This is a genomic window from Amycolatopsis ruanii, from assembly GCF_003385175.1.
In the GTDB taxonomy this organism is placed as follows: domain Bacteria; phylum Actinomycetota; class Actinomycetes; order Mycobacteriales; family Pseudonocardiaceae; genus Amycolatopsis_E; species Amycolatopsis_E thermalba.
Genome location: NZ_PQHY01000019.1, coordinates 1 through 26,404 on the forward strand (window position 1 = coordinate 1; position 26,404 = coordinate 26,404).

Here is a 26,404-nt window from a genome sequence, read left to right on the forward strand (position 1 = left end):
CCGCGCCCGATGGACGATGCGCTGGAAACCCGTACTCAACGCCTTCGCCATCACCTTCGGTGACCGCTGGCCGGCCGCCGAAACCTACTAACCGAACCGCCAGAAACACCGATCACGGGATAGACCCGTTCGGGCTGCCACGGGGCGGAATGCACGTCTTCCGGTGTCGCGTTGCCGCGGCTCTTGTCGTGGCACCTTCCCGTTCCTCGTGGTGTCGCACGTCGTTTGAGCCTTGCAGTGTCGTCCCTCGTTGAGCTTTGTGGCGCCGTGCTCCGTGCTCCGTGCTTCATGCGAGGTTGTCTCTCGCGCTGCCGCACCTCGTGTGAGGCCGTCTTCTCATCGAATCGCGCCCCTTGCGCCGCCACCGTTTCCTCATTGCGCGTTCCTCGTGGCCTCGTATCTCTGTTGCGGCACGCCGTGGTGCTCCTGCCGCACCACACGGGGAAGCCCGCACCACGTAGCCCGCACTGCGCGGGGTGGCCCGCATTGCACGGGGTGGCCGGTACTGCGTGAAGTAGCCCGCATTGCGCCGGGTGGTCCGCACTGCGCGGGGTGGCCCGCATTGCACGGGGTGGCCGGTACTGCGTGAAGTAGCCCGCATTGCGCCGGGTGGTCCGCACTGCGCGGGTGGTCCGCATTGCACGGGGTGGCCGGTACTGCGTGAAGTAGCCCGCATTGCGCCGGGTGGTCCGCACTGCGCGGGTGGTCCGCATTGCACGGGTGGCCGGTACTGCGTGAAGTAGCCCGCATTGCGCCGGGTGGTCCGCACTGCGCGGGTGGTCCGCATTGCACGGGTGGCCGGTACTGCGTGAAGTAGCCCGCATTGCGCCGGGTGGTCCGCACTGCGCGGGTGGTCCGCATTGCACGGGTGGCCGGTACTGCGTGAAGTAGCCCGCATTGCGCCGGGTGGTCCGCACTGCGCGGGTGGTCCGCACTGCACGCGGTAGCCCGCATTGCATGGGTACCCGGTACTGCTGGGGTGGCCCGCACTGCACGTGGTGACCCGTACTGCGAGGGATAGCCCGCACTGCGCCGCGTAGCGCAGTTCCTCCTTACGTTGCGACTCCGCACGCGAGTCGCCCTGGCACGACTGGGCATCTCGCGCGCCGATGGCTGGTCACCTCGCGTGGCGGTGAGTGGCACAACCCGCGGCACATTCCACGCGAGTGGGACTTTCGTGAGCCCGCTACGCGGCCACCCATCACGCCAGTGCGATGACTGGGATTCTCGTGCGGTCGCGACTGGAACTCTCGTGCGGCGACGAAATGACCATTCGCGCGAAGGGCGCCGTGCGAGTGGGAATCTCGTACGCGCCCGCATTTGGCGTTACGCGGCCGACCGCGCAGGCTGGATTCGTGAACTGGGGAATCGTGGCGGCGCTCGGCGCCGCCGGAGCAACAGTGGGTGCCGGGACGGCCAGCCTCCTCCGGAGAGCCGACGCCCCGGTGCCGGCCGCCGTGGTGGTGCTCGGCACCGGAGCTGCCTGGGCGGGGCTCGCCACCGTGGCGCCCGCCTGGACGGCCTTCGTGCTGGCCGCGCTCGCCGTGCCGTTGATCGCGGCGGACCTGCGCCACCGGCGGCTGCCGGATGTGCTCACGTTGCCCGCGTACCCGCTCTTCGTCGGCGTCGCACCGGATCCGGCGAAGGCGCTCGCGGCGGCCGCGGTCTTCGGGGGCGCGCACCTGGCGGTCCACCTGCTGGCACCGCACGCGATGGGCGCCGGCGACGTCAAGCTGGCGGGCGCCCTCGGCGCGGCACTCGGCTCGGCGGGGTGGCTCGCGTTGCCGGTGGCCGGCGTGCTGGCCGCGCTGATCACGGCCGTCCTGGCCGCGACGCGCCGCTGGCCGGACGGGGTGCCGCACGGCCCGGGGCTACTGGCGGCGGCCATCACATTGGTGCTGATCCGTCCCGGGTGACGGCAGCCCCGCGAGCGCGGCAGCGGGAGACGGGCCATCGTGCAACCGAGGGCGCCGCGACCGTGCGACGCAGGTGACCGCCGGGGCAGGGGTGGGTGCTCTCGCAGTTGGGGGTGCGGTAGCCGCGGGCGGGCGTCCAGTGCGGCGGTGGCCGCCGGGACCGTGACGGCTGAGGTCCGGACAGGCTGCTACGACGCGCGCCACCGTCGAGCCGGCCCCCGCGCGAGAGGTCCACCGTGCGCCCACCCGCCCCAGCAGCCTGCACCGGGCTTCCTGCACTGAGCTTTCTGCACGGAGCCGCCTGCGCCGGAGCCGCCTGCACCGGGCCGTAGCCGACATGACAGGATCGTCTGGTGGTACTGCGCTGGATAACCGCTGGTGAATCGCACGGTCCGGCCCTCGCGGCCGTGCTCGAAGGGATGGTGGCCGGGGTCGAGGTCACCACCGCCGACGTGAGCGAGCAGCTCGCCCGCCGGCGGCTCGGGTTCGGCCGCAGCCCCCGCATGGGCTTCGAGACCGACCACATCGAGTTCCTCGGCGGCGTCCGGCACGGCGTCACCCAGGGCGGACCGGTCGCGGTGCACATCGAGAACGCCGAGTGGCCCAAGTGGGAGAAGGTCATGTCGGCCGACCCCGTGGACCCGGCCGAACTCGAGGGCCTGGCCCGCAACGAGCCGCTCACCCGCCCGCGCCCCGGCCACGCCGACCTGCCCGGCATGCAGAAGTACGGCTTCGACGAGGCGCGCCCCGTCCTGGAGCGCGCCAGCGCCCGCGAGACCGCCTCCCGCACGGCCCTGGGCACCGTGGCCCGGAACTTCCTCCGCCAGCTGCTCGGCGCGGAGATCGTGAGCCACGTCGTGTCGATCGGCGGCGCCGTCGCTCCCGAGGGCCCGCTGCCGGGGCCGCAGGACCTCGCTGCCGTCGACGAGAGCCCGGTCCGCGCGTTCGGCCAGGAGGCCACCGACGCGATGGTCGCCGAGGTGGACGCCGTCCGCCACGCCGGTGACACGGTCGGCGGCGTCATCGAGGTCATCGCCTACGGGCTGCCGCCGGGGCTCGGCTCCCACGTCCACTGGGACCGCCGCCTCGACGCGCGCCTCGCGGGCGCCCTGATGGGCGTCCAGGCCATGAAGGGCGTCGAGGTCGGCGACGGCTTCACCACCGCCCGCCGGTGGGGCAGCCAGGCCCACGACGAGATCGACCGCGGTGACGGCCCGGCCGGGGTCACCCGCCGCTCCAACCGGGCCGGCGGCCTCGAGGGCGGCATCACCAACGGCGAGCCGGTCCGGGTGCGCGTCGCGATGAAGCCGATCTCCACCGTCCCACGGGCGCTGTCCACAGTGGACGTGAAGACCGGCGAGCCGGCCGTCGCGATCCACCAGCGCTCCGACGTGTGCGCGGTGCCGCGCGCCGGGGTCGTCCTGGAGTCCGTCGTGGCGCTCGTGCTCGCCGACGCGGCACTGGAGAAGTTCGGCGGCGACTCGCTGGCGGAGACCAAGCGCAACGCCGAGTCCTACCTCGCGGCACTGGAGGAACGGTGGGCCAACCTCCCTGCATCGTGATCGCCGGCCCGCCCGGGTCGGGCAAGAGCACGGTCGGACCGCTGCTCGCGCAGCGCCTGGGCGTGCCGTTCCGCGACAGCGACGACGACATCGTCGCCCGCGCCGGCCGTCCGATCGCGGACATCTTCGCCGACGACGGTGAACCGGCCTTCCGCGCGCTCGAAGAAGAAGTCATCGCCGAGGCGCTCGCCGAACACGACGGGGTGCTCTCCGTCGGCGGCGGCGCGGTCCTCGCCGAAGGCACCCAGAAGCGCCTGGTCGGCCACCCCGTCGTCTTCCTCAACGTCGGCTTCGCCGCGGGCGTGCAGCGCGTCGGCCTGTCCACCGCGCGCCCGCTGCTGGCCGGGGTCAACCCGCGCGCCACCTACCGCTCGCTGCTCGAAGCGCGGCTGCCGGTCTACCGCGCGGTCGCCACCATCGAGGTCGCCACCGACGACCGCACCCCGGCCGAGATCGTCGACGCCATCGCCCGCGAACTAGCCCTGGAGGGAACGCAGTGACCGACCCGGTCCGGATCGAGGTCCGCACCGCCCGGCCGTACCCGGTCGTCGTCGGCCGCGGGCTGCTCGGCGAGCTGGCCGAGGCCGTCAAGGACGCCTCCAGCGTGGCGATCATCCACCAGCCCACGCTCACCACCACCGCCGAAGCCGTCCGCGACGAACTCAACGCCGCCGGCCTGGACGCCCACCGCGTCGAGATCCCCGACGCCGAGGACGGCAAGGCGCTCTCCGTCGCCGGCTTCTGCTGGGAGGTCCTCGGGCGCATCGGCCTGGACCGCCAGGGCGTCGTCATCGGCCTCGGCGGGGGAGCGGTCACCGACCTCGCCGGGTTCGTCGCCGGCACCTGGATGCGCGGTGTCCGGCTGGTCAACGTGCCCAGCACGCTGCTCGGCATGGTCGACGCCGCGGTCGGCGGCAAGACCGGCATCAACACCGACGCGGGCAAGAACCTCGTCGGCGTCTTCCACGAGCCCAGCGCCGTCCTGGTCGACCTCGCGACCCTGGAAACCCTGCCGCGCAACGAACTGATCGCCGGCATGGCCGAGGTCGTCAAGGCCGGGTTCATCGCCGACCCGCGCATCCTCGAACTCATCGAGGCCGACCCGGAGGCCGCCACCGACCCGGCCGGGGAGGTCCTCGGCGAGCTGGTGCGCCGCTCGATCCAGGTCAAGGCCGACGTCGTGGCCGCCGACCTGCGCGAGTCCGACCTGCGCGAGATCCTCAACTACGGCCACACCCTCGGCCACGCCATCGAGCGCCGCGAGCGCTACCGGTGGCGCCACGGCGCGGCGGTCAGCGTGGGCCTGGTGCGGGCCGCCGAGCTGGCCCGCCTCGCGGGACGCCTCGACGACGCCACCGCCGAGCGGCACGCCGCCATCCTGGAGCGGCTAGGCCTGCCCACCAAGTACGACCCGGACGCGCTGCCGCAGCTGCTGGAGTCCATGCGCAAGGACAAGAAGACCCGCTCCGGCGTGCTCCGGTTCGTGGTGCTGGACGGGCTGGCCAAGCCCGGGCGCCTGGAGGGACCGGACCCGGCCCTGCTGGCCGCGGCGTACTCGGCGGTGGCCGGGCCGCGGCAGGCCGAGGGTGGGGGAGTGTTGCTGTGAAGGTCTTGGTGTACCGGGGCGGCGCGGCGGATGCTGCGGACTGCTCGGCGGTGGCCGGGCCGCGGCAGGCCGAGGGTGGGAGCGTGGTGTGCCGGGGCCGTGTGGCGATTGCGGCTGCGGGCTGCACAGCGGTAGCCGGGGCGCGGCGCGCCGAGCGTGGGAGCGTGTTGCTGTGAAAGGCTTGGTGTGCCAGGGCGGCGTGACAATTGCGGCTGCGGGCTGCTCGGCGGTGGCCGGGGCGCGGCGGGCCGGCGGGGGGAGCGTGCTGCGGTGAAGGTCTTCGTGCTCAACGGGCCCAATCTCGGCCGCCTCGGGAAGCGGGAGCCCTCCGTCTACGGCTCGACCACCCATGCCGACCTCGCGGAGCTGTGCGTCAAGACCGGCGGTGAGCTGGGCATCGACGTCGAGGTGCGGCAGACCGATCACGAGGGCGAGATGGTCGGCTGGCTGCACGAGGCCGCCGACGCCGGACACCCCGTCGTGCTCAACGCGGGCGCCTGGACCCACTACTCGATCGCCGTGCGGGACGCCGCCGCTCAGCTCACCGCTCCGCTGATCGAGCTCCACATCTCCAACGTGCACAAGCGCGAGGCCTTCCGCCACCACAGCGTGCTCTCCGACATCGCCACCGCGGTGATCGCCGGGCTCGGCGTCGACGGCTATCCGCTGGCCCTGCGCTGGCTCGCCGCCAACGCCGGATGACCGTCCCGGACCTGCGCACCGCCCGGCTGCGCCTGCGCGGACTCCAAGCCACCGACACCGGCGCCGTCACCCGGATCTTCGCCGACCCGGCGACCAGCCGCTTCCTCGCCGCCGACCTCAGCGACCCGGACCGGTGCCGGGCCTCGATCGCACAGCGGCTCGCCTACACCGGGCCGGACGGCACCGGCCACTGGATCATCGAACGCGACGGCGCGGTCATCGGCCTGGCGCACCTGCGGCCGTCCACCGAGCTGCCCGGCGACCTGGTCGAGATCGGGTACTTCCTGGACCCCGCCCACGGCGGCCAGGGCCTGGCCACCGAAGCGGCCGACGCGCTGCTGCGCCACGCCTTCACCACCCTCGGTCTGCCCGCGGTGTGGGCGCTCGTGCACGAGTCCAATGTGGCCAGTCAAAACCTGGTGCGGCGCCTGGGGTTCACCGACGTCGGCGGCGGCCAGCACTACGGCGCGCCGCACCGGGTGTTCGTCGCGCTTCCCGCCACCCAGGGACACTGGCACCACGTCGAGGTGTGGGTGCCCGACCTCGCGCGGGCGGAGGAGAGCTTCGGCTGGCTGCTCACCGAACTCGGCTGGCGGGAGCATCAGCGCTGGCGGGACGGCGTCAGCTGGAAACTCGGCCCCGGCTACCTCGTGATCGAGCAGTCCCCGGCACTGACCGGCACCGTCCACGACCGCTGTGCGCCGGGCCTCAACCACCTGGCGCTGCACGCCGGACCACCCGAACACGTCGACGAACTCGCCGCGGCCGCGCTCGAACACGGCTGGCGGCCGCTGTTCGCCGACCGCTACCCGCACGCCGGCGGCCCTGATCATCACGCCGCGTATCTGGAGAACGCCGACGGCTTCGAGGTCGAACTGGTCGCCGACCCCCCGCACGTCACTCAACCGGGTTAATCACTCTCTACACTGGGCTGGCGGCGAAAACGGAAGGACGACGGGTGGGCGGACGCAAGGTGCTCGGCGGGATGCTGGCCGCGGTGCTGGCCGTCTCCGCGCTGGCCGGGTGCACCGGCAGCGTGCCGCCCCAGGCCGAGGGCGCCGAGCGCGCCGTCATCGGCGGCGCCCAGCCGGAAACCACCCCGGCCCCGCCCGACGACGTCCGGCTCAAGACCGACTCGCCGCGCGAGAGCGCCGGTGTCGTCGCCGCCGGTGGCCCCGGCGCGCCCTACAACTACGGCCCGACGGTGATGGCCGACGGCGCCACGAACCGCATGTGGTGGTGCAGCCAGTACCCCGGCTCGCCGCCGCCCGGCGACGACATCCTCTACGCGGAGTCGGCCTCCCTGGACGGGCCGTTCACCGGCCCCGGCGGCTCGGTGCCGCCCGCGGTGCTGTCCGGCAACCCCGGCCAGTTCGACGGCGTGCACGCGTGCGACCCGTCGGTGATCCGCGTGAACGGGACCTACTACCAGTACTACACCGGCGCCGCGGGCGACCACGCGCTCGGCAACTCGATCGGCCTCGCGACCAGCACCGACGGGATCACCTGGCAGCGCGCGGGCGGCGGCAGGCCGATCGTCGACCCGGCCCACGACACCCACCGCGAGAACCTCTACGGCGCGGGCCAGCCGGCCGCGGTGTACCTCGACGGCTGGTTCTACCTGATGTTCACCGACACCACCGGCCTGGCCGCGGGCTGGAACGGCGCCGGCCAGTTCGTGCTGCGCTCGACGGACCCCGCGTTCGCCGGCGGCGTCGAAGCGCTGGGGGAGGCCGGGTTCGCGCCGGTGGCGAGCACCACCGCGCCACGCACCAAATCGCTGGTCGACGCGTTCAGCGCGGACCTGATGTGGATCGACGCGCTCGGCGCGTGGGCGATCGCGCACGAGACCGCCGACGGCACGACGATCACGTTCTGGGATCGCGACTTCGTGCACACCCCGTACCAGCCGCTGCTGATCCCCGGCGTGTGGCGGGAGGGGCCGGGCCTGGTGCGGCGGCCGGACGGGCACGCGCCCGTGTCGGCGAAGGACCCGTGCGGGCGGGTGCCGGTGGACGTCGTCCGCGCCACGGTGACCGGCGAGGCCGGCGCGCCGACCGACCTGCGGCGCTTCGGGCTGGACATCGTCGGCGTCAACGCCTGCGCCGACCCCCAGCGGGCGCTGACCGTGCTGGACGGCTTCGCGATGCCCTCGCCGGTGCGGACCATGGACCTGGTCGTCTCCGGCCAGGTGGTGCGGATCGACCGCCGCTCGGTGGCGCAGGAACTGGCCGGACACGTGCTCGACACCCGGCTCGACGTGCTCAACCAGTTCCCGGTCGCGGCCCGGCTCGAATCCGGCACGCGGGCGCTGAAGGCGACCGGCCTCGGCGTCGGTTTCCTGCTCGACGACGGCCGCCTGTACCCGGTGCGGCGCGCGGACGCGGTCACCGCGAACGGCTCCGCGACCGAGGACGTGACACCCGCGCAGTGGCGCAGCTACCCGGCCGGCCCGGCGCTCGGCTGAGCCCGCGGCGTCAGTCCTTCGCGGCGGCGCGGGGGCGCGGGGTGGGACGCGGCCGCTTCTCCGGCTCGGCCGGGCGCTTGAGCCGCCCGCCGACGAACAACCCCAGCCCGGCGGGCACCAGCACCAGCAGCGCGGTGAACGCGGCGCCACCGGAGATCGCCGGCCACAGCTCCTCCGCGCCGGTCCGGTCCACGAGCACCGCGCGGCCGATCACGTACAGCACCCCGGACACCGGCCCGGCCACCAGCGACGCGATGAACCACGTGCGCCCGGCGTCCGCGCGGCGCAGCGCCGCGTCCAGCGCGCTCCACAACGCCGCCGCGCCCACCAGCAGCGCGATCACGGCGATCCGGGCCGTCGTCAGGCCCGTCGGCTCGTAGACCGTCGCCTTGGCGAGGGCGACTTCGGCGATCGCGTGCAGCACCGCCATGCCCAGACCTCGAACCAGCCAGGACCGCATACCCATCCACCCATCGTCGCACCGCACTAAGCTGCTCCTGTGCCCGACCTCCACGCCTCCCGGCGCGACGCCCTGCGCACGGTGCTCAACGAGTCCGGCGTCGACGCGTTGCTCGTCACCGACCTGCTCAACGTCCGCTACCTGACCGGCTTCACCGGCTCCAACGCCGCGCTGCTGGTCCACGGCGCGGGCGAGGACCGCACGCTGTTCTGCACCGACGGCCGCTACACCACCCAGGCCGGAGCCGAGGTGCCCGACCTGGAGCGGGTCATCGAGCGGGAGAGCGCCGCGGCCCTGCTCACGCGCGCCGCCGGAGACGCCGCCGCCCACCGGCGCACCGGCTTCGAAAGCCAGCACGTCAGCGTCGAGGCGCACGACGCGTTCACCCGCCTCGCCGAGGGCATCGAGCTGACCCGCGCCCCGGGCCTGGTCGAGCAGCTGCGGCTGATCAAGGACGAGACCGAGATCGAGGCGCTGCGGATGGCCTGCGCCGCCGCCGACCGGGCGCTGGCCGCGCTGCTGGAGCACGGCGGCATCCGGCCCGGCCGCACCGAGCTGGAGGTGGCCCGCGACCTGGAGAACCGCATGCTCGACCACGGCTCGTCCGGGCCCTCGTTCGAGTCGATCGTCGCCGCCGGGCCGAACTCGGCCATCCCGCACCACCGGCCCACCAGCCGCGCGCTGCGCACCGGCGACTTCGTCAAACTGGATTTCGGCGCCACCGTCGACGGCTACCACTCGGACATGACCCGCACGGTCGTGCTCGGCCGCCCCGCCGGCTGGCAGGAAGACCTCTACGAGCTGGTCCGCCGCGCCCAGGAGACCGGGCTGGAGGCGTCGCTGGCCGGGCAGGAGGTCGCCGACGTCGACCTGGCCGCGCGCCGCGTCATCGAGCAGGGCGGGCACGGCGAGGAGTTCTCCCACGGGCTCGGTCACGGCGTCGGGCTGGAGGTGCACGAGGCACCGAGGCTCGCGGGAAACGCCGCCGGTACACTGGCCGTCGGCATGACGGTCACCGTGGAGCCGGGCGTCGATCGCGGCGGCCGCGGTGGCGTGCGCATCGAGGACACGCTGGTCGTGCGGGACGCCGATCCCGAACTCCTCACCCTGAGCAGCAAGGAACTCGTGGTCGTCTGACGCGGCCCGATCGGAAACAGGAGAACTGGACAACCCGTGGCCACCACCAACGACCTGAAGAACGGCCTGGTGCTGAACCTCGACGGACAGCTGTGGTCCGTCGTGAGCTTCCAGCACGTCAAACCGGGCAAGGGCGGCGCGTTCGTGCGCACCACGCTCAAGCACGTCCTGTCCGGCAAGGTGGTGGACAAGACCTTCAACGCGGGCACCAAGGTCGACACCGCGACCGTCGACCGGCGCAACATGACCTACCTGTACAACGACGGGTCGGACTTCGTCTTCATGGACGGCGAGACCTTCGACCAGATCACCGTGCCGCGGGAGACCGTCGGCGACGGCGCGAACTACCTGCTGGAGAACACCGAGGTCCAGGTCGCGATGCACGAGGGCGTGCCGCTCTACGTCGAGCTGCCCACCTCCGTCGAGCTGGTCATCCAGCACACCGACCCCGGCCTGCAGGGTGACCGCTCCACCGGCGGCACCAAGCCGGCCACCCTGGAGACCGGCGCCGAGATCCAGGTGCCGCTGTTCCTGAGCACCGGCGCCAAGGTCAAGGTCGACACCCGCGACGGCCGTTACCTGGGCAGGGCGTAGGTTGTCCGACTCCACCTCGGCGCCCCGGCGCGACGGTCAGCCCGGCCGCCGCGCTCTCCGCAGGCGCGCCGTCGAGATCCTGTACGAGGCCGCCCAGCGTTCACTCGATCCGGTGACGCTGCTCGCGGACCGGGTGGGTTCCACCGACGCCGACCCGGTCGGCGACTACACGATCTCGCTCGTCGAGGGTGTCACCGCCCACCGCGAGCGCATCGACGAGCTGCTCGCCGAGCACGCGCACGGCTGGAGCCTGGAGCGCATGCCGCCGGTCGACCTGGCCGTGCTGCGGGTGGGCATCTACGAGCTGCTGTGGGCCGCGGACGTGCCGGACCCGGTGGCGATCGACGAGGCGGTGGGCCTGGCCCGCGAGCTGTCCACGGACGACTCGCCGCGGTTCGTCAACGGCGTGCTGGGCCGGATCGGCACGATCGCCGACCGCATCCGCGCCGTCCTGTAGCACCCGGCAGAAGACAGCAGAAAGGCCCGGCGCGCGGAGATCGCGCCGGGCTTTTCCGCTGGTCAGGCGATTTTCCCTCGCGGCGGGAGGGCAGTCAGCTCGCACCGCCGCGGGTCTGTCGTCAGGTCCGCCACCCCGCGCCGCCACGCAAGCGGCCGGGCATCCGGCGTCTAGTCCTCCTTCGCCGGACGGGCCTCGGGCGGCAGGACGCCCCAGTCGATGAGCTGTTCGGTCAGCTCGCCGGGGGTCATGTCGTAGATGATGGCCAGCGACCGCAGGTCCTCGGTGCGGATGGACAGCACCTTGCCGTTGTAGTCGCCGCGCTGGCTCTGGATCGTCGCGGCGTAGCGGGCCAGCGGGCCGACCTTCTCGGCCGGCAGCTGCTGCAGCCGCTCCAGGTTGATGACGATCTTGGTGGCGGGCTCGGCCCCGGACGGCACCCGGCCCTCGGGCAGCAGCTCGACCACCGGCACGCCGTAGAAGTCGGCCAGCTCGGCCAGCTTCTGCACGGTCACCGCCCGGTCGCCGCGCTCGTAGGAACCGACCACGACAGCCTTCCACCGGCCGCCGGACTTCTGCTCGACCCCGTGCAGGGACAGCCCCTGCTGCTGGCGGATCCCGCGGAGCTTCGCCCCGAGCGCCTTGGCGTAATCGCCCATCTGGTGGTTCTCCGTTTCCTCGCCCAGTCGGTCTCGTGGGCCGCCGGGGGACTGCCGAGTTGAACACTCAGAGTAATGGTTACGCATTGTCGTCACCAGGTCAAGAACATGATGCCCCCGGGACCACCCGGACGGGGCAACGGTGCCGCCTGTTAACATCGGGTCGATTTCCTCGGCAAGCAGGAGATCGACGTCCTTTAAGGACCCGTCCGGTGAGGCGGGGAAGGAGTCCGCTGTGGCGTCACGCCCTCGTGACGCGGCAGCACCAGGTGGCGAGCGCGAGCTGCTCTCCGCCGGTGATGTCGCGCGCACCATCGCCCGGATGGCCCATCAGGTCATCGAGAAGACCGCCCTCGACGGCGGCACGGGCGCACCTCCCGTTCTCCTGGGCATCCCGACCCGGGGCACCTCGCTCGCGGCCCGGCTGGCCGAGCGGATCGCCGAGTTCTCCGGCGTCGAGGTCCCCACGGGCGCCCTGGACATCACCCTCTACCGCGACGACCTGCGCCGCCGCCCGACGCGGCCGCTCGCGGACACCACCCTGCCCGACACCGGCATCGACGACCGCGTGGTGATCCTGGTCGACGACGTGCTGTTCTCCGGCCGGACCGTGCGCGCGGCGCTGGACGCCCTGCGCGACCACGGCCGCCCCCGCGCCGTGCAGCTGGCCGTCCTGGTCGACCGCGGGCACCGCGAGTTCCCGATCCGGGCCGACTACGTGGGCAAGAACATCCCGACCGCGCGCGCCGAAGACGTCGCCGTCCTGCTGTCCGACGTGGATGGGCGCGACGCGGTGCTGCTGCGCGAGGGGGAAGCGAAGGCATGAAGCACCTGCTGGCCACCGAAGGCCTGGACCCCGACCTGGCGACCGCGGTGCTGGACACCGCCGACGGCCTCAAGCGCACCCTGCTCGGCCGCGAGGTCCGCAAGCTGCCGACGCTGCGCGGCCGCACGGTCATCACCATGTTCTACGAGAACTCCACCCGCACCCGGGTCTCGTTCGAGATCGCCGGCAAGTGGATGAGCGCGGACGTGGTGAACGTCTCGGCGGGCGGCTCCTCGGTCGGCAAGGGCGAGTCGCTGCGGGACACCGCGCTGACCCTGTCCGCCGCCGGCGCCGACTGCGTCATCGTCCGCCACCCGGCCTCCGGGGCCGCGCAGCGCCTGGCCGGCTGGCTGGAGGGCACCGGCACCTCGGTCGTCAACGCCGGTGACGGCACGCACGAGCACCCCACCCAGGCCCTGCTCGACGCCGCGACCCTGCGGGAACGGCTCGGCGGCATCAAGGACCGCCGCATCGCGATCGTCGGCGACGTGCTGCACAGCCGGGTCGCCCGCTCCAACATCCACCTGCTGTCCGCGCTCGGCGCCGAGGTGGTGCTCGTCGCCCCGCCCACGCTGCTGCCCGCCGGGGTGAGCGCGCTGCCGGTGACCGTGTCGCACGACCTGGACGCCGAGCTGCCCGCCCTGGACGCGGTCATGATGCTGCGGGTCCAGGCGGAGCGGATAGCCGGGCCCGCCGGCCCCGGAGGCAAGTTCGCGGGGTTCTTTCCTTCTGCCCGCGAGTACTCGATCGCCTACGGCCTGAACGAGGCGCGGCTGCGGCTGCTGCCCGAGCACGCCGTGGTGCTGCACCCCGGGCCGATGCTGCGCGGCATGGAGATCGCCTCCGCGGTCGCCGACGCGCCGTCCGCGGCCATCACCGAACAGGTCCGCAACGGGGTGCACGTGCGGATGGCCGTGCTCTACCACCTGCTCGCCGGAGAGGAAGACGCGAAGTGAACCAGGTTCTGATCAAGGGCGCCCGGCTCTACGGCGAGGGCGACCCGGCCGACGTCCTGGTCGCGAACGGCACCATCAGTCAGATAGACACAGCGATCGGGTCCGTTTCCGAGGACGCCGAGGTGATCGAGGCGGACGGCCAGGTCCTGCTGCCCGGCTTCGTCGACCTGCACACCCACCTGCGCGAACCCGGCCGCGAGGACACCGAGACCATCGAGACCGGCTCGGCCGCGGCCGCGCTCGGCGGCTACACCGCGGTCTTCGCGATGGCCAACACCGACCCGGTCGCCGACAACGCGGTGATCGTCGAGCACGTGTGGCGCCGCGGCCGCGAGGTAGGCCTGGTCGACGTGCACCCGGTCGGCGCCGTGACCGTCGGCCTGCGGGGGGAGCGGCTGGCCGAGCTGGGCACGATGGCGAAGTCCGCCGCCGGGGTCCGGGTCTTCTCCGACGACGGCCACTGCGTGCACGACCCGCTCATCATGCGCCGCGCCCTGGAGTACTCCACCGCGCTGGACGTGGTCATCGCGCAGCACGCCGAGGAGCCGCGGCTGACCGTCGGCGCGCAGGCCCACGAGGGCGAGCAGGCCTCGCGCCTGGGCTACGCGGGCTGGCCCGCCTCGGCCGAGGAGTCGATCGTCGCGCGTGACTGCCTGCTCGCCGAGCACGCCGGCGCCCGCCTGCACGTCTGCCACGTCTCCACGAGTGGCACCGCCGACGTGCTGCGCTGGGCGAAAGACCGCGGTACCCGGGTGTCCGCCGAGGTCACGCCGCACCACCTGCTGCTCACCGACGAGCGCCTGGCCACCTACGACCCGGTGAACAAGGTCAACCCGCCGCTGCGCACCGACGCCGACGTCGAGAAGCTGCGCGCCGCGCTGGCCGAGGGCGTCATCGACTGCGTCGCCACCGACCACGCCCCGCACGCGCCGCAGGACAAGGACTGCGAGTGGTCGGCGGCCCGCCCCGGCATGCTCGGCCTGCAGACGGCGCTGTCCGTGGTCGCCGCCACCATGGTGGAGACCGGCCTGCTGGACTGGCGCGGCGTGGCGAAGGTCATGAGCGAGCGCCCCGCGGAGATCGCCGGCCTGCCTGACCAGGGACGACCGCTCGCCGTGGGCGAACCCGCCAACCTCGCGCTGGTCGACCCGGGCGCACAATGGACCGTGCGGGGGGCGGAGCTGGCCAGCCTCGCCGCCAACACCCCGTACGAGGGAATGCGGTTGCCCGCCGTGGTGACCGCGACGCTGCTGCGCGGGCGCGTGACCGCCCGCGAAGGGAAGATCTGCTGATGGAACGGTTGCTGCTCACCCTGCTGGTGTTCGCCTGCTTCCTGCTCGGCCTCTGGGCCATGCGACGAAGCTGGCGGCGCCGCGCGCGCTCGCAGAGCGCGCAGCTGCCGCCGTTCCCGCAGACCCCCGCCGAGCCGGGGGAGGAGCTGCTGCCGCCGGCCAAGGGGCTCTACGTGAGCACCACCACGGCGGGTGACTGGCAGGATCGCATCGTCACGCGCGGGGTCGGCCTGCGCGGGCGGGCGGTGCTGCGGCTCTACCGCGACGGCGTGGAGATCGACCGGGCCGGCGCGCCCGGGTTCTTCATCCCGCGCGAGTCCATTGTGGAGGTCAAGCGCGCGAGCGGGATCGCCGGGAAGGTGATGGGCACCGACAGCCTGATCGTCATCACCTGGCGGCTCGGTGACAAGGAGCTGGACACCGGCTTCCGCGGCGACGACCTCGACGTCTATCCACAGTGGATCGAAAGCTTGTCCGAACGAGAGATCAAGGGAGGGGCCCAGTGACCGTGGGCACCAGGACACCGGCCGCATTGGTGCTGGAGGACGGGCGGGTGTTCCGCGGATCGGCCTACGGCGCCCAGGGCCGCACGCTGGGCGAGGCCGTGTTCTGCACCGGGATGACCGGCTACCAGGAGACGCTGACCGATCCGTCCTACCACCGCCAGATCGTGGTGCAGACCGCGCCGCAGATCGGCAACACCGGCTGGAACGACGAGGACGACGAGTCCGCCCGCATCTGGGTGTCCGGCTACGTCGTGCGCGACCCGGCCCGGACCCCGTCGAACTGGCGGTCCCGCCGCACGCTCGACGAGGAGCTGGCCCGCCAGGGCGTGGTCGGCATCAGCGGCGTCGACACCCGCACCCTGACCCGCCACCTGCGTGAGCGGGGCGCGATGCGGGCCGGCGTGTTCTCCGGCGACGCGCTGGACACCGAGGAGGCGATGACCGCCCAGGTGCTGGCGAGCCCGCCGATGAAGGGCGCCGACCTGGCCGGCGAAGTCACCACCAAGGAGCCCTACGTCGTCGCGCCGGAGGGCGAGCGCCGCTTCCGCGTCGCCGCGCTGGACCTGGGCATCAAGTCCAACACCCCGCGCCAGATGAGCCGCCGCGGCATCGAGCTGCACGTGCTGCCCTCGACCAGCTCGGCCGAGGAGCTGCTGGCCGTCGAGCCGGACGGGGTGTTCCTGTCCAACGGCCCCGGCGACCCGGCCACGCAGGACCACGCGGTCGCGCTGACCGAGGAGGTCCTGCGCCGCGAGATCCCGCTGTTCGGCATCTGCTTCGGCAACCAGATCCTCGGCCGCGCGCTGGGGCTGGGCACCTACAAGATGCGCTACGGCCACCGGGGCATCAACATCCCGGTGATCGACGTGGAGACCGGGCGGGTGGCGATCACCGCGCAGAACCACGGCTTCGCCCTGGAGGGTGAGCCCGGGCAGCGGTTCGACTCGCCCTTCGGCGCCGCCCGGGTCAGCCACTACTGCCCCAACGACGACACGGTCGAGGGCGTGCGCTGCGCGGACGTGCCGGCCTTCTCGGTGCAGTACCACCCCGAGGCGGCCGCCGGCCCGCACGACGCCGCGCCGCTGTTCGACGAGTTCGTGACCCTGATGGAGAAGAAGAGCCGCTGATGCCGAAACGTACAGACATCGAGCACGTGCTCGTCATCGGATCCGGCCCGATCGTCATCGGCCAGGCCGCCGAGTTCGACTACTCGGGCACGCAGGCCTGCCGGGTGCTGCGCCAGGAGGGCCTGCGGGTCTCGCTGGTGAACTCCAACCCGGCCACGATCATGACCGACCCGGAGTTCGCCGACTCGACCTACATCGAGCCGGTCACCCCGGACTTCGTGGAGAAGGTCATCGCGGCCGAGCGCCCCGACGCCCTGCTGGCGACCCTGGGCGGGCAGACCGCGCTGAACACCGCCGTCGCGCTGCACGAGCGCGGCGTGCTGGAGAAGTACGGCGTCGAGCTGATCGGCGCCGACATCGACGCCATCCAGCGCGGCGAGGACCGGCAGAAGTTCAAGGACATCGTGCGCGCCATCGGCGGCGACGTGCCGCGCAGCCGCGTGTGCCACTCGATGGACGAGGTCCGCGAGACCGTCGCCGAGCTGGGCCTGCCGGTCGTCATCCGGCCCTCGTTCACCATGGGCGGCCTGGGATCGGGCATGGCGCACACCGACGAGGAGCTGGAGCGCCTGGCCTCCATCGGCCTGGCCGAGTCGCCGGTCACCGAGGTGCTCATCGAGGAGAGCGTGCTCGGCTGGAAGGAGTACGAGCTCGAGCTGATGCGCGACCGCCACGACAACGTGGTGGTGATCTGCTCGATCGAGAACATCGACGCGATGGGCGTGCACACCGGTGACTCGGTGACCGTCGCCCCGGCGATGACCCTGACCGACCGCGAGTACCAGCACATGCGCGACGTGGGCATCGCCGTGCTGCGCGAGGTCGGCGTCGACACCGGCGGCTGCAACATCCAGTTCGCGATCAACCCGCGCGACGGCCGGATGGTCGTCATCGAGATGAACCCGCGCGTGTCCCGCTCCAGCGCGCTGGCGTCGAAGGCCACCGGCTTCCCGATCGCCAAGATCGCCGCGAAGCTGGCCATCGGCTACTCGCTGGACGAGATCCGCAACGACATCACCGGCGAGACCCCGGCCTCGTTCGAGCCGACCCTGGACTACGTCGTGGTCAAGGTGCCGCGGTTCGCGTTCGAGAAGTTCCCGGGCGCCGACCCGGAGCTGACCACCACGATGAAGAGCGTCGGCGAGGCGATGGCGCTGGGCCGCAGCTTCCCGGAGGCGCTGGGCAAGGCGCTGCGCTCGATCGACACCAAGGCGGCCGGGTTCTGGACCACTCCGGACCCCGAGGGCGCCACGCTGGAGAACACGCTCGAAGCGCTGCGCACCCCGCACGACGGCCGCCTCTACGCGGTCGAGCGCGCCCTGCGCCTGGGCGCCACCGTGCAGCAGGTGCACGAGGCCAGCGGCATCGACCCGTGGTTCATCGACCAGATCGCGCTGATCGGCGAGGTCGGCGCCGAGGTGCGCGACGCCCCGGTGCTGGACGCGCCGCTGCTGCGCGAGGCCAAGCGCGTCGGCCTGTCCGACCAGCAGATCGCCGCGCTGCGGCCGGAGCTGGCCGGTGACGTCGGCGTGCGCGCGCTGCGGCACCGCCTCGGCGTGCGGCCGGTGTACAAGACGGTGGACACCTGCGCGGCCGAGTTCGCCGCGAAGACGCCGTACCACTACTCGGCCTACGAGTCCGACCCCGCGGCCGAATCCGAGATCACGGCCCAGCCGGACAAGCCCAAGGTGCTGATCCTGGGCTCCGGCCCGAACCGCATCGGCCAGGGCATCGAGTTCGACTACTCGTGCGTGCACGCCGCGCTGGCGCTGCGCGAGGCCGGGTTCGAGGCCGTCATGGTCAACTGCAACCCGGAGACGGTGTCCACCGACTACGACACCTCCGACCGCCTCTACTTCGAGCCGCTGACCTTCGAGGACGTGCTCGAGGTCGTCTACGCCGAGCAGCGCTCGGGCACCGTGGCCGGCGTGATCGTCCAGCTCGGCGGCCAGACCCCGCTGAAGCTGGCGCAGCGGCTGGCCGACGCCGGGGTGCCGATCGTGGGCACCTCGCCCGAGGCGATCAACCTGGCCGAGGACCGCGGCGCGTTCGGCGACGTGCTGATGGCCGCGGGCCTGCCCGCCCCGAAGTACGGCACCGCCACCTCGTTCGAGGGCGCCAAGCGGATCGCCGACGAGATCGGCTACCCGGTCCTGGTGCGGCCCTCCTACGTGCTCGGCGGCCGCGGCATGGAGATCGTCTACGACGAGGCCTCCCTGGCCGGCTACATCCAGCGCGCCACCGAGGTCACCCCCGAGCACCCGGTGCTGGTGGACCGGTTCCTCGACGACGCCATCGAGATCGACGTGGACGCCCTGTTCGACGGCGAGGAGCTGTACCTGGGCGGCGTCATGGAGCACATCGAGGAGGCCGGCATCCACTCCGGCGACTCCTCGTGCGCGCTGCCGCCGATCACGCTGGGCCGCCAGGACGTCGAGGCGGTGCGCGCCTCCACCGAGGCGATCGCCCGCGGCGTCGGCGTGCGCGGCCTGCTCAACGTGCAGTACGCGCTCAAGGACGACGTGCTCTACGTCCTGGAGGCCAACCCGCGCGCCAGCCGCACCGTGCCGTTCGTGTCCAAGGCGACCGGCGTCCAGCTGGCCAAGGCGGCGTCGCTGATCATGACCGGCTCCTCGATCAAGGACCTGCGCACCCGCGGCGTGCTGCCCGCCGAGGGCGACGGCGGGCACCTGCCGATCGACGCGCCGGTCGCGGTCAAGGAGGCGGTCCTGCCCTTCCACCGCTTCCGCACGCCGGAGGGCAAGGGCGTGGACTCGCTGCTCGGGCCGGAGATGAAGTCCACCGGCGAGGTCATGGGCGTGGACACCTCCTTCGGCGAGGCGTTCGCGAAGTCCCAGGCCGGGGCCTACGGGTCGCTGCCGACGTCGGGCAAGGTGTTCGTCTCGGTCGCCAACCGCGACAAGCGGGCCCTGGTGTTCCCGATCAAGCGCCTGGCCGACCTCGGCTTCGAGATCCTCGCGACCTCGGGCACCGCCGAGGTGCTGCGGCGCAACGGGGTGCCCTGCACGGTGGTCCGCAAGTACTCCGAGGGCAGCGCGCCCGGCGAGCCGAACGTGGTCGAGGTCATCACCGCAGGCGAGGTGGACATGGTGATCAACACCCCGTACGGCAACAGCGGACCGCGGATCGACGGCTACGAGATCCGCACCGCGGCCGTGTCGCGGGACATCCCGTGCATCACCACCGTGCAGGGCGCCGCGGCGGCCGTGCACGGCATCGAGGCGCTCATCCGGGGCGACATCGGCGTCCGGTCCCTGCAGGACCTGCAGGCCGCGCTGCGGTCCAAGTCGTGAGGGGGGCCAAGGCGTGAGCGTGACGGGCTTCGGCGCCCGGCTGGTGGAGGCGGTCGCCGCGCGCGGGAACCTGTGCGCGGGGATCGACCCCCACCCCGGCCTGCTCGACGCCTGGGGCCTGGACCGCGATCCGGGCGGGCTGGAGAAGTTCGCCCTGACGGCGGTTGACGTCCTCGCCGAGGAGGTCTCCGTCGTCAAGCCCCAGTCGGCCTTCTTCGAGGCCTTCGGGCCGCCCGGGGTGGCCGTCCTGGCCCGCGTGGCCGAGCACGCCCGCGACCGCGGCGCGCTGGTCCTGCTGGACGTCAAACGGGGCGACATCGGGTCGACGATGGCCGCCTACACGGCGGCCTACCTGGGCCCGGACGCGCCGGTCCGGGCGGACGCGATCACCGTCTCGCCCTACCTCGGGTTCGGCTCGCTGGCGCCCGCGCTGGGCACCGGCGAGGGCCTGTTCGTGCTCGCCCGCACCTCCAACCCGGATTCGGGCGCGCTGCAGAACGCGTTGCTGCCCAACGGAAAGACCGTCGCACAGTCGATTGTGGACGAGGCGGCCCGGTGCAACGCCGGCGCCGCCTCCCTCGGCGACGTCGGCGTCGTCGTGGGGGCCACCATCCCGGCCGGGGAACTCGACCTGACCGGGCTGAACGGGCCGGTCCTGGCGCCCGGTTTCGGGGCCCAGGGAGCCACCGTGGACGATCTTCGCCGCCTGTTCGGTGCGGACCTGCCGGGGGTGCTGCCCGCGTCGTCCAGGGACGTTCTCAGGCACGGTCCGGACCCCGTCGCGCTGCGCGACGCGGTGCGCCGCACCCAGGCGAGTCTGACCGGATAGCGCCAATATCAGGTCCCTGTCCCGGAACCGAGCGACCACCCCCCGCATTGTGGCCGGTGGCGCGGGGTGGGTACCGTCGCGTCACCCACCCAGAATTTTGAGTACTACGGAGGAAAACGTGGCACTTCCCCAGCTGACCGAGGAACAGCGCAAGGCGGCGCTGGAGAAGGCCGCTGCCGCTCGTCGTGCCCGCGCTGAGCTGAAGGAGCGCCTCAAGCGAGGCGGCACCACGCTCACCGACGTGCTGAAGCAGGCCGACGAGGACGAGGTTCTCGGCAAGATGAAGGTCTCCGCCCTGCTCGAAGCCCTCCCCGGCGTCGGCAAGGTGCGCGCTCAGCAGACCATGGAGCGCCTGGAGATCGCACCGAGCCGGCGGCTGCGCGGCCTTGGTGACCGGCAGCGCAAGGCGCTGCTGGCCGAGTTCAGCGGCGAGTGAGCGACACCGGCAGCGACCGCGTCACCGGGGCCGGCGGGCATGCCGGCCCGGCGACGCACCGTGAGCCGGCTCCGGACCAGGCGCGACGTGGGTCCCGGAGCCGGCTCACGGTCGTCTCCGGCCCGTCCGGGGTCGGGAAGTCCAGCGTGGTCGGCGCGCTGCGCCGGCTGGACCCGGACATCTACTTCAGTGTTTCGGTGACCACGCGGGCGCCCCGCCCCGGCGAGGTCGACGGGGTGCACTACCACTTCATCGACCGCGCCACGTTCGACGCGATGCGCGCCGCGGGCGAGCTGCTCGAGCACGCCGAGTTCACCGGCAACTGCTACGGCACGCCCCGGGAACCGGTCGAGCGGGCGCTGGCCGAGGGCAGGCCCGCCGTGCTGGAGATCGAACTCCAGGGCGCGCGGCAGGTGCGCGCGGCCATGCCGGACGCCCGGCTGGTCATGCTCATGCCGCCGTCCTGGGACGAGCTGGTCGGCCGGCTCAAGGGCCGCGGCACCGAGGAGGAGACCGCCGTCACCGCCCGTCTCGCCGAGGCCGAGCGCGAGCTCGCCGCGGCGGGGGAGTTCGACGTGCGGCTGGTGAACGCCGACGTCGGGGAAGCCGCGCGGCAGTTGTTAGACTTGCTGCGGGGAGACCACCGACTTCACGAACAGAACTCAGGAGCATAAGCGCGTGACCGCATCGCTCGGCATTTACGGCGAGGAACTCGAGGGCATCACCAACCCGCCGATCGACGACCTTCTGGCCAAGGTCAGCTCGAAGTACGCGCTGGTGATCTACGCCGCGAAGCGCGCTCGTCAGATCAACGACTACTACGCCCAGCTCGGCGAGGGGCTGCTCGAATACGTCGGCCCGCTCGTGGAGCCGGGCCCGCGGGAGAAGCCGCTGTCGATCGCGCTGCGCGAGATCCACGCCGGCCTGCTCGAGCACACCGAGGGTGAGTAAACCCCGCGTCGTGCTCGGGGTGGGCGGCGGGATCGCCGCCTACAAGGCCTGTGAGGTGCTGCGCGGGCTGACCGAGTCCGGTCACGACGTCCGCGTGGTGCCCACCGAGGCCGCGCTGAAGTTCGTCGGCGCGGCCACCTTCGAGGCGCTGTCCGGCCACCCGGTGCACACCGGCGTGTTCACCGAGGTGGACCAGGTGCAGCACGTCCGCATCGGCAAGGAAGCGGACCTCGTGCTGGTCGTCCCGGCGACCGCGGACCTGCTGGCCCGTGCGGCCCAGGGCCGTGCCGACGACCTGCTCACCGGCACGCTGCTCACCGCGCGCTGCCCGGTCGCCTTCTTCCCGGCGATGCACACCGAGATGTGGGAGCACCCGGCCACCCGGGACAACGTGGCGCTGCTGCGGTCCCGGGGCGCCGTGGTCACCGAACCCGCCGCGGGACGGCTCACCGGCGCCGACACCGGCAAGGGACGGCTGGCCGACCCGGCCGAGATTGTCGACCTCGCCCGCCTGCTGCTGGCCGCGCCCGCGGCGCTGCCGCGCGACCTGGAGGGCCTGCGCGTCGTCGTCTCCGCCGGCGGCACCCGCGAGCCGCTGGACCCGGTCCGCTACCTGGGCAACCGCTCGTCGGGCAAGCAGGGCTACGCGCTGGCCCGCGTCGCCGCGCAGCGGGGCGCCGAGGTCACGCTGGTGGCCGGCCACACCGTGGAGCTGCCCGAGCCGGCCGGCGCCGTGCTGCGGCGCGTGTCGACCGCCGAGCAGATGCGCGAGGCCGTCACCGAGGCCGCCAAGGAGGCGGACGTCGTCGTGATGGCCGCCGCCGTCGCCGATTTTCGTCCCGCGAGCCGATCCGGCCACAAAATCAAGAAAACGGACGACCAGCCCGATCCGGTCATCACGCTTTCCCGGAATCCGGACATTCTCGCGGAACTGGTCACGAATCGATTGCCGGGACAGGTCATCGTCGGTTTCGCCGCGGAAACGGGTGACGAGCGCGGTAGCGTACTCGACCACGGCCGTGCCAAACTGCGGCGCAAGGGCTGTGACCTGCTGGTTCTCAACGCCGTCGGGGATGGAAGGGCGTTCGAGGTCGAGGAGAACGGCGGCTGGCTGCTGGCCGCCGACGGCACCGAGCGGCCCATCCCGCTGGGCTCCAAAGCGCAACTGGCGGCCGCGGTGTGGGACGCCGTCGGGGAATTCATCAGGCACTGACCGGCGCGCCTAGTCTGGACGCCGGAGGGACAGAAGAGTTGATGGGATGTGAGCGTGGTGACCGCGTCTAACCGCAGGTTGTTCACTTCGGAGTCGGTGACCGAGGGGCACCCGGACAAGATCTGTGACGCCATCAGCGACTCGATCCTGGACGCCCTCCTGGCCAAGGACCCGCGCTCCCGCGTCGCCGTGGAAACGCTGATCACCACCGGGCAGGTGCACGTCGCCGGCGAGGTGACCACCGAGGCCTACGCCGACATCCCGACGATCGTGCGCGAGCGGATCCTCGACATCGGCTACGACTCCTCCGCCAAGGGCTTCGACGGCAACTCGTGCGGCGTGAACGTCGCGATCGGCGCGCAGTCCCCGGACATCGCGCAGGGCGTGGACACCGCCTACGAGTCGCGCGTGGAGAACGCGATCGACGAGATCGACCGGCAGGGCGCCGGCGACCAGGGCTTGATGTTCGGCTACGCGTGCTCCGACACGCCCGAGCTGATGCCGCTGCCGATCGCGCTGGCCCACCGCCTGTCCCGCCGGCTGGCCCGGGTGCGCAAGGACGGCGTGCTGCCCTACCTGCGCCCGGACGGAAAGACCCAGGTCACCATCGAGTACGCCGGCGACCAGCCGGTGCGGCTGGACACCGTCGTCGTGTCCACCCAGCACGCCGACGGGATCGACCTGGACACCATGCTCGGCGTCGACGTGCGCGAGCAGGTCGTGATGCCCGAGCTGAACGAGATCCAGCTCGACCACAGCGACGTGAAGCTGCTGGTCAACCCCACCGGGCGGTTCGTGATCGGCGGCCCGATGGGCGACGCCGGGCTGACCGGCCGCAAGATCATCGTGGACACCTACGGCGGCATGGCCCGCCACGGTGGTGGCGCGTTCTCCGGCAAGGACCCGTCGAAGGTGGACCGCTCCGCGGCCTACGCGATGCGCTGGGTCGCCAAGAACGTCGTCGCCGCGGGCCTGGCCGGGCGGATCGAGGTGCAGGTCGCCTACGCGATCGGCAAGGCCTCGCCGGTCGGCCTGTTCGTGGAGACCTTCGGCACCGAGACGGTCGACCCGGCCAAGATCCAGGCCGCGATCACCGAGGTGTTCGACCTGCGTCCCGCCGCGATCATCCGCGACCTGGACCTGCTGCACCCGATCTACGCCGCGACCGCCGCGTACGGCCACTTCGGCCGCACCGACGTCAAGCTGCCGTGGGAGAACACCGACCGCGCCGACGCGCTGCGCTCCCTCGCCGGGGCCTGAGCCCCGGGACGCGTCTGGTAGAGAACAAGCGTGACCTCTTCCGACGCGCTCTGGGACCTCCCCGCGCCCCCGAAACGGGCCGCGGCGAAGCGTCCACCGTCCCGGAAGGGGCAGCAGAAGCCGGCGGAGCACGACCCGGTCGCCCGCGTCGTCGTGGACGTGCCGCTGGCGCACCTGGACCGCACGTTCGACTACCAGGTGCCGGACAAGCTGGACGCCGACGCGGTGCCCGGCTGCCGGGTGCGGGTGCGGTTCGCCGGGCAGCTCGTTGACGGGTTCCTCGTCGAGCGCGCGTCGACCGCCGAGCACAAGGGGCGGCTGGCGTTCCTGGAGCGGGTCACCTCGCCCGAGCCAGTGCTGTCCCCGACGCTGTACGCGCTGGCCCGCCGCGTCGCCGACCACTACGGCGGCACCCTCATGGACGTGCTGCGGCTGGCGATCCCGCCCCGGCACGCCAAGGCCGAGTCCGAGCCCGCCCGGGAGCGCGCCGAGGTGACCGAGGCGCCTCCGGTGACGGCGTGGCAGCGGTACCAGTTCGGGGAGTCGTTCACCGACGCGGTGCGGGCCGCACGGCAGGCGCACGCGGTGTGGCAGGCGCTGCCGGGGGAGGACTGGCCGGCGCGGCTGGCCGAACTGGCGGCTCTCGCCGCCGCCAGTGGCCGGGGCGCGTTGCTGGTGGTGCCCGACCACCGTGATCTGACGCGGGTGCACGACGCCTGCGTGCGGGTGGCGGGGGCCGGCGCCGTGGCCGCGCTGCCCGCCGACACCGGGCCGGCCGAGCGGTACCGGCGGTGGCTCGCGGTGTCCCGGGGAGCGGTGCCGATCGTGGTCGGGACCCGCGCGGCGATGTTCGCGCCGGTCGCCGACCCCGGGCTGTTCGTGGTGTGGGACGACGGCGACGACCTGCACGCCGACCCGCACATGCCCTACCCGCAGGTGCGGGACGTGCTGGCGTTGCGGGCGCACGCCCAGGGCGCGTCGTTCGTGGCCGGCGGGTTCGCCCGGACCGCGGAAGCCCAGCTGCTGGTCGAAACCCGGTGGGCGCATCCGATCACCGGATCGCGGGACGAGCTGCGGAAAGCGGCGCCGCGGGTGACCCCGGTCGGGGAGGACTTCGACGTGGCGCGCGACGAGGCGGCGCGCGTGGCCCGGTTGCCGTCGGTGGCGTTCGAGGCCGCGCGGCAGTCGCTGGCCGCGGCCGCGCGGGTGCTGGTGCAGGTGCCCCGGCGCGGCTACGTGCCCGCGCTGGCGTGCGCGCAGTGCCGCACCCCCGCGCACTGCCGCAGGTGCGCCGGTCCGCTCGGGCTGCCGGGCGGGGCGGGCGCGGACGTGGCGCACCCGCCGAGCTGCCGGTGGTGCGGCACGCCGGAGGCGCATTTCCGGTGCCCGGCCTGTGGTTCGGCGCGGCTGCGGGCCGTGGTCGTCGGCGCGAAGCGGACCGCCGAGGAGCTGGGCCGGGCCTTCCCGGGGGTGCCGGTGCGGACGTCGGGGGCGCGGGAGGTGCTGGCGACCGTGCCCGGGCGGCCCGCGCTGGTGGTCTGCACACCCGGGGCCGAGCCGGTGGCCGAGGGCGGGTACGGCGCGGCGCTGCTGCTGGACGGCTGGGCGTTGCTGGGGCGGCAGGACCTGCGGGCGGCGGAGGAGACGCTGCGGCGGTGGATGGCGGCGGCGGCCCTGGTGCGGCCGTCGTCGGTGGGCGGCCGGGTGGTCGTCGGCGCGGAGGCCCCGCTGGCGCCGGTGCAGGCCCTGGTCCGCTGGGACCCGGCCTGGCACGCCGAGCGGGAACTGGCGGAGCGGCGCGAGCTGGGGTTCCCGCCGGTGGTGCGGATGGCGAGCGTGGAGGGCACCCCCGAGGCGGTGGCGGCGCTGCTGGCGGAGACGGAGCTCCCGCCGTCGGCGGAGGTCCTGGGCCCGGTGCCGCTGACCGAGCCCGACGAGGAGGGCCGCTCCGAGCGGGAGCGCGCCCTGATCCGCGTCCCCCGCGGCGAGGGCCGGGCGCTGGCGTCCTGCCTGGCCGCGGTGCAGGCGGTACGCGCCGCGCGGAAGGAAACCGCGGCGGTGCGCATCCAGCTGGACCCGCTGGCGCTGATCTGACGCCCGGCGAAGCCACCCGTCCTCCGGTTGAGCGCGGGGC

The 26,404-nt window shown here is 73.0% G+C and carries 25 protein-coding genes; 23 read left to right on the plus strand and 2 right to left on the minus strand.

The genetic code is table 11. The annotated features are described in order from the left end of the window. The first annotated feature begins 1,445 nt into the window (after positions 1 to 1,445). The 7 genes from D0D28_RS12950 to D0D28_RS12985 all read left to right on the plus strand — a co-directional run bounded on the left by D0D28_RS12950 (position 1,446) and on the right by D0D28_RS12985 (position 8,253). The gene (locus D0D28_RS12950; protein ID WP_116110747.1) at positions 1,446 to 1,916 is read left to right on the plus strand and encodes a prepilin peptidase; all 471 of its coding nucleotides are present in this window, start codon (positions 1,446 to 1,448) and stop codon (positions 1,914 to 1,916) included. Between the two features lie 350 nt (positions 1,917 to 2,266). Beyond that, entirely contained in the window at positions 2,267 to 3,478 is a 1,212-nt protein-coding gene (gene aroC / locus D0D28_RS12955) for a chorismate synthase (RefSeq protein ID WP_198958354.1), read from the plus strand. After that, positions 3,475 to 3,978: a shikimate kinase gene (locus D0D28_RS12960; RefSeq protein ID WP_094008127.1), complete on the plus strand. Its 504-nt coding sequence runs from the start codon at positions 3,475 to 3,477 to the stop codon at positions 3,976 to 3,978. Before aroC ends, D0D28_RS12960 begins: the two co-directional genes overlap by 4 nt. Beyond that, on the plus strand, positions 3,975 to 5,084 hold the full coding sequence (gene aroB, locus D0D28_RS12965) for a 3-dehydroquinate synthase (RefSeq protein ID WP_116110748.1): 1,110 nt from the start codon (positions 3,975 to 3,977) through the stop codon (positions 5,082 to 5,084). Before D0D28_RS12960 ends, aroB begins: the two co-directional genes overlap by 4 nt. A 270-nt stretch (positions 5,085 to 5,354) precedes the next feature. Then, complete coding sequence (gene aroQ, locus D0D28_RS12975) at positions 5,355 to 5,786, plus strand: type II 3-dehydroquinate dehydratase (RefSeq protein ID WP_116110749.1); 432 nt, start codon at positions 5,355 to 5,357, stop codon at positions 5,784 to 5,786. Further along, a complete protein-coding gene (locus tag D0D28_RS12980) occupies positions 5,783 to 6,700 on the plus strand; it encodes a GNAT family N-acetyltransferase (RefSeq protein WP_116110750.1) in 918 nt (305 codons plus the stop codon). Before aroQ ends, D0D28_RS12980 begins: the two co-directional genes overlap by 4 nt. Positions 6,701 to 6,771: 71 nt before the next feature. Further along, positions 6,772 to 8,253, plus strand: coding sequence for a beta-xylosidase (locus D0D28_RS12985; RefSeq protein ID WP_233157472.1), 1,482 nt, complete (start codon positions 6,772 to 6,774; stop codon positions 8,251 to 8,253). A gap of 10 nt (positions 8,254 to 8,263) precedes the next feature. Here D0D28_RS12985 and D0D28_RS12990 read toward each other — a convergent pair whose 3' ends face one another. After that, positions 8,264 to 8,683 (minus strand): hypothetical protein, encoded by a 420-nt coding sequence (locus D0D28_RS12990; protein ID WP_116110751.1) that lies wholly within the window; start codon positions 8,681 to 8,683, stop codon positions 8,264 to 8,266. A 69-nt stretch (positions 8,684 to 8,752) separates the two neighbouring features. Between D0D28_RS12990 and D0D28_RS12995 the strand changes: the two genes are divergently transcribed. From D0D28_RS12995 to nusB, 3 genes are read left to right on the plus strand one after another with little or no spacing between them, the layout of a single operon-like run. Beyond that, positions 8,753 to 9,850, plus strand: a complete 1,098-nt coding sequence (locus tag D0D28_RS12995; protein ID WP_116110752.1) for a M24 family metallopeptidase — start codon at positions 8,753 to 8,755, stop codon at positions 9,848 to 9,850. A 36-nt stretch (positions 9,851 to 9,886) separates the two neighbouring features. Continuing rightward, the gene (gene efp, locus D0D28_RS13000; RefSeq protein ID WP_094008121.1) at positions 9,887 to 10,444 is read left to right on the plus strand and encodes an elongation factor P; all 558 of its coding nucleotides are present in this window, start codon (positions 9,887 to 9,889) and stop codon (positions 10,442 to 10,444) included. 1 nt (position 10,445) lies between these two features. Next, positions 10,446 to 10,901 carry a transcription antitermination factor NusB gene (nusB, locus tag D0D28_RS13005; protein WP_116110753.1) on the plus strand — a complete coding sequence of 152 codons (456 nt, stop codon included), beginning with the start codon at positions 10,446 to 10,448 and terminating at the stop codon, positions 10,899 to 10,901. 170 nt (positions 10,902 to 11,071) lie between these two features. Here the strand turns inward: nusB and D0D28_RS13010 are convergent, their stop codons facing one another. After that, positions 11,072 to 11,560 (minus strand): transcriptional regulator BldD, encoded by a 489-nt coding sequence (locus D0D28_RS13010; protein WP_020422358.1) that lies wholly within the window; start codon positions 11,558 to 11,560, stop codon positions 11,072 to 11,074. A 235-nt stretch (positions 11,561 to 11,795) separates the two neighbouring features. Between D0D28_RS13010 and pyrR the strand changes: the two genes are divergently transcribed. From pyrR to D0D28_RS13075, 13 genes are all read left to right on the plus strand, one after another. Next, positions 11,796 to 12,386, plus strand: a complete 591-nt coding sequence (gene pyrR, locus D0D28_RS13015) for a bifunctional pyr operon transcriptional regulator/uracil phosphoribosyltransferase PyrR (protein WP_094008119.1) — start codon at positions 11,796 to 11,798, stop codon at positions 12,384 to 12,386. Continuing rightward, positions 12,383 to 13,342 (plus strand): aspartate carbamoyltransferase catalytic subunit, encoded by a 960-nt coding sequence (locus D0D28_RS13020; RefSeq protein ID WP_116110754.1) that lies wholly within the window; start codon positions 12,383 to 12,385, stop codon positions 13,340 to 13,342. Before pyrR ends, D0D28_RS13020 begins: the two co-directional genes overlap by 4 nt. After that, positions 13,339 to 14,634 carry a dihydroorotase gene (locus D0D28_RS13025; RefSeq protein WP_116110755.1) on the plus strand — a complete coding sequence of 432 codons (1,296 nt, stop codon included), beginning with the start codon at positions 13,339 to 13,341 and terminating at the stop codon, positions 14,632 to 14,634. The genes D0D28_RS13020 and D0D28_RS13025 overlap by 4 nt, the downstream gene beginning before the upstream one ends. Beyond that, a complete protein-coding gene (locus D0D28_RS13030) occupies positions 14,634 to 15,140 on the plus strand; it encodes a transporter (protein ID WP_094008116.1) in 507 nt (168 codons plus the stop codon). Before D0D28_RS13025 ends, D0D28_RS13030 begins: the two co-directional genes overlap by 1 nt. Next, positions 15,137 to 16,267, plus strand: a complete 1,131-nt coding sequence (gene carA, locus D0D28_RS13035; RefSeq protein ID WP_094008115.1) for a glutamine-hydrolyzing carbamoyl-phosphate synthase small subunit — start codon at positions 15,137 to 15,139, stop codon at positions 16,265 to 16,267. The genes D0D28_RS13030 and carA overlap by 4 nt, the downstream gene beginning before the upstream one ends. Further along, complete coding sequence (gene carB, locus D0D28_RS13040) at positions 16,267 to 19,581, plus strand: carbamoyl-phosphate synthase large subunit (RefSeq protein WP_116110756.1); 3,315 nt, start codon at positions 16,267 to 16,269, stop codon at positions 19,579 to 19,581. The genes carA and carB overlap by 1 nt, the downstream gene beginning before the upstream one ends. Positions 19,582 to 19,600: 19 nt before the next feature. After that, a complete protein-coding gene (gene pyrF / locus D0D28_RS13045; RefSeq protein WP_116110797.1) occupies positions 19,601 to 20,410 on the plus strand; it encodes an orotidine-5'-phosphate decarboxylase in 810 nt (269 codons plus the stop codon). 118 nt (positions 20,411 to 20,528) lie between these two features. Continuing rightward, complete coding sequence (gene mihF, locus D0D28_RS13050; protein WP_017983071.1) at positions 20,529 to 20,846, plus strand: integration host factor, actinobacterial type; 318 nt, start codon at positions 20,529 to 20,531, stop codon at positions 20,844 to 20,846. Further along, complete coding sequence (gene gmk, locus D0D28_RS13055) at positions 20,843 to 21,520, plus strand: guanylate kinase (protein ID WP_116110757.1); 678 nt, start codon at positions 20,843 to 20,845, stop codon at positions 21,518 to 21,520. The genes mihF and gmk overlap by 4 nt, the downstream gene beginning before the upstream one ends. Before the next feature lie 4 nt (positions 21,521 to 21,524). Continuing rightward, positions 21,525 to 21,797, plus strand: coding sequence for a DNA-directed RNA polymerase subunit omega (gene rpoZ, locus D0D28_RS13060; protein WP_017983069.1), 273 nt, complete (start codon positions 21,525 to 21,527; stop codon positions 21,795 to 21,797). After that, on the plus strand, positions 21,790 to 23,010 hold the full coding sequence (gene coaBC, locus D0D28_RS13065; RefSeq protein WP_233157469.1) for a bifunctional phosphopantothenoylcysteine decarboxylase/phosphopantothenate--cysteine ligase CoaBC: 1,221 nt from the start codon (positions 21,790 to 21,792) through the stop codon (positions 23,008 to 23,010). Before rpoZ ends, coaBC begins: the two co-directional genes overlap by 8 nt. Positions 23,011 to 23,067: 57 nt before the next feature. After that, entirely contained in the window at positions 23,068 to 24,270 is a 1,203-nt protein-coding gene (metK, locus tag D0D28_RS13070; protein ID WP_094008134.1) for a methionine adenosyltransferase, read from the plus strand. A gap of 30 nt (positions 24,271 to 24,300) precedes the next feature. Beyond that, positions 24,301 to 26,364 carry a primosomal protein N' gene (locus D0D28_RS13075; RefSeq protein WP_116110758.1) on the plus strand — a complete coding sequence of 688 codons (2,064 nt, stop codon included), beginning with the start codon at positions 24,301 to 24,303 and terminating at the stop codon, positions 26,362 to 26,364. Positions 26,365 to 26,404 lie beyond the last annotated feature (40 nt).

Excerpts from the sequence above, each read along its gene's own strand:
- D0D28_RS12985 (WP_233157472.1), top strand. The coding sequence starts at position 6,772 with ATGCTGGCCGCGGTGCTGGCCGTCTCCGCGCTGGCCGGGTGCACCGGC.
- D0D28_RS13030 (WP_094008116.1), top strand. The coding sequence starts at position 14,634 with ATGGAACGGTTGCTGCTCACCCTGCTGGTGTTCGCCTGCTTCCTGCTC.
- carB (WP_116110756.1), top strand. The coding sequence starts at position 16,267 with ATGCCGAAACGTACAGACATCGAGCACGTGCTCGTCATCGGATCCGGC.
- D0D28_RS12990 (WP_116110751.1), bottom strand. The coding sequence starts at position 8,683 with ATGGCGGTGCTGCACGCGATCGCCGAAGTCGCCCTCGCCAAGGCGACG.
- D0D28_RS13020 (WP_116110754.1), top strand. The coding sequence starts at position 12,383 with ATGAAGCACCTGCTGGCCACCGAAGGCCTGGACCCCGACCTGGCGACC.
- D0D28_RS12980 (WP_116110750.1), top strand. The coding sequence starts at position 5,783 with ATGACCGTCCCGGACCTGCGCACCGCCCGGCTGCGCCTGCGCGGACTC.
- D0D28_RS13010 (WP_020422358.1), bottom strand. The coding sequence starts at position 11,560 with ATGGGCGATTACGCCAAGGCGCTCGGGGCGAAGCTCCGCGGGATCCGC.